The organism is Candidatus Cloacimonadota bacterium (genome assembly GCA_011372345.1).
Lineage (GTDB): Bacteria > Cloacimonadota > Cloacimonadia > Cloacimonadales > TCS61 > DRTC01.
In genome coordinates, this window is record DRTC01000201.1 from 1 (window position 1) to 5,077 (window position 5,077).

General features: G+C 34.4%; 6 protein-coding genes. All 6 read left to right on the top strand.

What is annotated here, in order from left to right; all coding sequences use genetic code 11:
* Nucleotides 1-862 (top strand): glycosyltransferase family 1 protein (locus ENL20_03920; GenBank protein ID HHE37702.1); only part of this gene is annotated, 862 nt, incomplete at its 5' end.
* The gene (locus ENL20_03925; protein HHE37703.1) at nt 837-1,712 is read left to right on the top strand and encodes a hypothetical protein; all 876 of its coding nucleotides are present in this window, start codon (nt 837-839) and stop codon (nt 1,710-1,712) included. The genes ENL20_03920 and ENL20_03925, both read left to right, overlap by 26 nt.
* Nucleotides 1,713-2,030: 318 nt before the next feature.
* Entirely contained in the window at nt 2,031-2,408 is a 378-nt protein-coding gene (locus ENL20_03930; GenBank protein HHE37704.1) for a hypothetical protein, read from the top strand.
* A complete protein-coding gene (locus tag ENL20_03935) occupies nt 2,392-3,408 on the top strand; it encodes a glycosyltransferase family 9 protein (GenBank protein HHE37705.1) in 1,017 nt (338 codons plus the stop codon). The genes ENL20_03930 and ENL20_03935 overlap by 17 nt, the downstream gene beginning before the upstream one ends.
* On the top strand, nt 3,398-4,153 hold the full coding sequence (locus ENL20_03940; protein HHE37706.1) for a glycosyltransferase family 2 protein: 756 nt from the start codon (nt 3,398-3,400) through the stop codon (nt 4,151-4,153). The genes ENL20_03935 and ENL20_03940 overlap by 11 nt, the downstream gene beginning before the upstream one ends.
* On the top strand, nt 4,140-5,077 hold a 938-nt coding region (locus tag ENL20_03945; protein HHE37707.1), incomplete at its 3' end, for a lipopolysaccharide heptosyltransferase family protein. The genes ENL20_03940 and ENL20_03945, both read left to right, overlap by 14 nt.

The window sequence follows — 5,077 nt, forward strand, 5'->3', positions numbered from 1 at the left end:
AAATAAAATCGACCTGTTAGTTACAAATATCGAGAAGGAAATAAGTATTGGAGGTATTGCTGCAAAAATTTGCGTCGTCCCAAATATTCGAAGAGTGGGAAATGATAAAGATTTCTTTGATCGATTCAAAACAAAATTCAATCATAATTTTTTTGTAACTCATTCCATCGTGCCTTGTGATGCGATCAAAGATAAACTCGAGCTACAAGCAGAATGGCTGAATATGAAAGAATTTACGACAATTTATAATGGCAGAAATCCACATTATTTTACCGAAAAAGAGATGATCAAAAGAAAAAAAGAGATCGGTCTAAAAAAGGAAGATCAAATTATTGGCATCACTGCTCATCTTTCAAAGATCAAATGCATTAATCTGCTGATAAAAGCTTTTGCAAATATTTCAATTAAAAATCCCGATTGGAAATTAGTTATTACCGGAGAAGGTCCCAAGCAAAAAAATCTGGAAAAATTGGCATCAGAATTGAATCTGAAAAACATCATTTTTACAGGATTTACAGCAGACCCGATTTTAACTGCTTCCATTTATGATATTGCGGTTTTGACCTCAGAAATCGAGGGATTTCCTAATTCGATAGTCGAATATTTTGCTGCCGGAAAGCCGGTCATTGCTACCGATGTCGGTGGAATTAACGAGATAATTTCGGATAATTTCAATGGATTTCTTATTCCGTTTGGTGATATCGATTTATTGAGCAAGAAACTCGAGATCCTTATGAATAATGAAAAACTTCGCCGGAAATTTTCCGCTAATGCTCTGCTTACTCTGAATAAAAAATTTACCGAAGATATCATGATCAAGAAACTTGAAAAATTATATGAAAGATTGGTCAAGCATGTTTGATTATCTAAAATTTATTTACTATCTGCTTCGACCAAAAGTAAGATTTATCAGAAGAACTTCCGATGCTATGGGAGACAATCTCCTTCTATCAGTTTCTTTGCAAGGTCTTCGACAAAAATATCCCAAACATAGGATCATCATCGAGAGCAAATGGAAAGACCTGTTTATCAATAATCCGAATGTGGATTGGGTTACGAAATATCACATTTCTACCACAAGCAGACATCTTTTGCCAAAATATAAAATAGTGAAAGATACGACTTTTTCAATTTATCAACAAATAAGCAGTTATGTCAGCAAAGATAGGATTTTCTATCCTGAAATGTTTCTGAAAAAAGAGGAAATTCAAAATGCTCAAAAAAAATACTCCTTTCCTTATATATCTATTTGTCCTCAGGGAAAATCAACTTTCAGTGCGAATAGAAAGGAGTGGGGATTTGATAAATTTCAACAATTACGAAACTATTTCCCGACAATCAAATTTGTGCAAATCGGCTCAAAAACAGATAAATTGTTAAACAATACCCTCGATGCCAGAGGATTAAAGATCAGAGAATCTGCTTCCATCATCAAAAATTCTCTGTTTTTCATTGGGTTAGAAGGTGGATTGATGCATTTGGCAAAAGCCGTGGAAAAGAGATCGGTTATAATTTACGGTGGTTTTATCCTCCCTGAAATATCTCAATATGAAGAAAACCTGAACATCGTAAATCTTGTCGATTGCTCTCCCTGTTTCAGTTCGGAAGAACCGCATTTGGATTGCCTTAATAAAAAATGTATGAATAAAATTTCGGCTGAATTTGTTTTTGAAGAAATTAAAAAAAGTTTTGAGTTGGAATTAAAATTCTAAATTTTGTAGTGTATTATTTTTTATGAAAGATTATAAAAAAACAGCGAACAAATACGAACAAAAACGAACTATAAAACTATTGGATACCGATTTGACTTTATGCAAAACTTTACACAAACTCATGTCTGAATTTATTCTAATTTTGCAGTTTTTTTGTCCCCCTTCAAACATCTGTTTTTCATGAAGTTACATAACGACGATTCTTAAAAACGCAGAGTAAAATACTATCCGATAAAAAAAATATAAACGATAACTTTCCGAATATTAGTTGAGAGAATTCCTCTCGTGGAAGCTTCGGAAAGGAAAAAGGAACGAAAGATGAAAATTGAAATTTCAACCGGAGAATTAGTTGATAAAGTAACGATTCTCGAAATCAAGACGGAGAAGTTTGTTGATCCGCAGAAACTCGCAAATGTGGTTAAAGAGTATGAACTTCTAAAAAAAGATATGAATTCTCTGGGGATCACTGTTGATTCGGATGAATTCAAAAGATTAAAAGAAGTGAATATCAAGCTTTGGCATATCGAGGATGATATCAGAATCGAAGAAGCAAATAATAATTTTGATGATAAATTTGTTCAGCTTGCGAGAAGTGTCTATTTTGAGAATGATGTTCGGGCAGCGATCAAAAAGGAAATCAATCTGAAATTCGGTTCTGAATTAATAGAAGAAAAAGAATATGTCGAGTATAAATAATATAGATCTTTCAGAGATCAAAAAAATACTCATAATCCAGTTCGAGCCTTGGGGAGATGTTCTGATCACTGCCGGTTATACGAAAGCGATAAAAGGGAGATTTCCCAATTGGAAGATAGATTTTCTCGTGTCTCATCCTTACGATAAGATATTAGATAAAAATCCGAATATAGATGAAATCGTTTCGATTCCAAAAGCAAAAAAAATAAAAGACATTCTTAACCGGATAAAAATGTTCATTGATATCAGACACAGGAAATACGATCTGATCATCGATCAGCAAAATGCTCATCTATCCGTTCAGACCATCCTGTTTTCCGGTGCAAAATACAAACTTGGTTGGAGAAATGGGAAAGGGAAAGCTTTGTATAATGTTTTTGCTGAGAGAGGAAAAGTCCATTATAGCGCTGCCGAAAGATACGATATATTAAAACCTCTCGGAATCAAACCTCAACCGGTAGAACTATTTTATCATATAAAAGAAGTATCTATTAGTTATGTGAATTCCTGGTTTGAGAAAATGAGTTTTTCTAAACCGGTAATTTGTTTTTCTCCGGGAAGCCCGTCACACGAAAAAATCTGGAAGAAAGAATATTATGCAGAATTAGCTGATAAAATTGCCGCAACAAAGAAGTATGAAATCGTGTTTTTATGGGCTCCATCCGAACTGGAAGATGTGAAATATATTATGAAACAAATGCAGTCTAAAACTATTTTAGCTCCGGCTACTGACTTTAATCAATGTGCAGCTTTTATCAAAAAAATCGATTTACTCATCTGCAACGATGGTGGTGTGAATCACCTTTCCGTTGCGACACAAACACCATCTTTGGCTTTTTTTGGAAGAACGAGTGCGCTGGAATGGTCGCCGGAAGGATTTGTTCCCAACCACTTTCATCTAACAAATCCGGATTATAAATATAATGGTGATCAATCTTTTGGAATTTCTCCAGAGGATGCCTTTCGAAAATTCTGTGAGATCATGAAAAATGTCGAATAAATTGTCAGTAACCATCATCACCAAAAATGAAGAAAGTAACATTGAAAGATGTTTGGAATCCGTGAAATGGGCGGATGAAATCGTGGTTGTAGATTCCGATTCTATCGATAAAACTGTAGAAATTTGCCGGAAATATAATTGCCGGATCATCCAAACAGAATGGTTAGGATTCGGAAAAACCAAACAAAAAGCCGTAAATACAGCAAAATATAATTGGATATTTTCTATCGATGCAGATGAAGAGGTTACTCCGCAGCTTCAAAAAAAAATGCAATCGATATTGAAAAATCCTCGAGCAGACGGCTATCGAATAAATAGACGATCTTTTTATCTCGATCGCTGGATACAACATTGCGGATGGAACAAGGATTTTCCGTTGCGATTATTCAACAGGCAGAAGGGCGGATTTAATGACAAACCGGTTCACGAATCGGTTCAGATCAAAGGAAAAATATCCAAAATTAACGAGATTTTAAAGCACTATACTTATCCTGATCTAACTTCATATATAAACAAGATGGAGCATTATTCGTCTTTATCGGCAGCAGATGCATCTAATAAAAAGCAGAATGCAAGTGTGAATAAAGCTGTTGTTCACGGCATTTCTAAATTTTTCGAAATGTATTTTCTTAAAGCAGGATTTTTAGATGGAAAAACCGGTTTGATCTTATCTATCAATTCTGCATTTTCGGTTTATTATAAATATCTGAAAATATGGGAAAAAACCAAAAGTGACAAAAATTAGGATCATTATTTCCCGAACCGATAAGATCGGAGACCTTGTATTAAGTATTCCGTCTTTAAAGATGGTCAGAAATATCTTTCCAGACAGTTATATCACCGTTTTAGTGAGAAATTATAATTACGAGATCATTAAGAATCTTCCTTATATCGATGAAACGATCAGGGTAGATAATTATGAATTAACGGAGCTGGCGAAATATCTCAAACAACAAAATCCGAAATATTTCATCAGTCTTTTTTCGGATAAGAAAACCGGTTATCTTGCCCGAAAATCCAAAGCAAAATACAGGATCGGACCGTTTTCCAAATGGCATTCGTATTTTTCTTACAACAAAGGAATTCGGCAGAATCGCTCGAAATCCATCAAAAATGAAGCAGAATATAATTTGGATTTGATAAAGGTTATCGATAAAAAAAAGTTCGAGAATAAATTTGAACTCGATACACACATATATATCGAGAAAAAATATTTACAAAAGGCTCAAAATATTTTAGGGAATAAAGTCGGGAAAACTGTTTTGATCCATCCATTTTATGGAAATTCCGGCAAAAATTTATCTTATGAACAATACCGGAAGATCATCTTCGAATTGTTGGAAAAGAGTGATCACTCGATAATTATCAGCGGTCATAAAAGTGATGAAGAAACGATGAGAAAATACTTCTCTCCTTTAAAATCTGACCGGGTTCGGATATTTATTAATCATGATTCAATTTTGTATTTAGCAGCGATCATTCAAAAATCGGATATTTTTGTAGGAAGCTCAACCGGTCCAACTCATATCGCCGGTTCATTACAAAAACCGATCGTTGCCTTCTATTCACCCATAAAAGCAAAATCGATTATTCGCTGGGGAGTGTTCAATAATCCTGAAGTCAGCTATTTTGGAAACAGGATGAATTGCCCGGAAAAGTATGGCTGCCG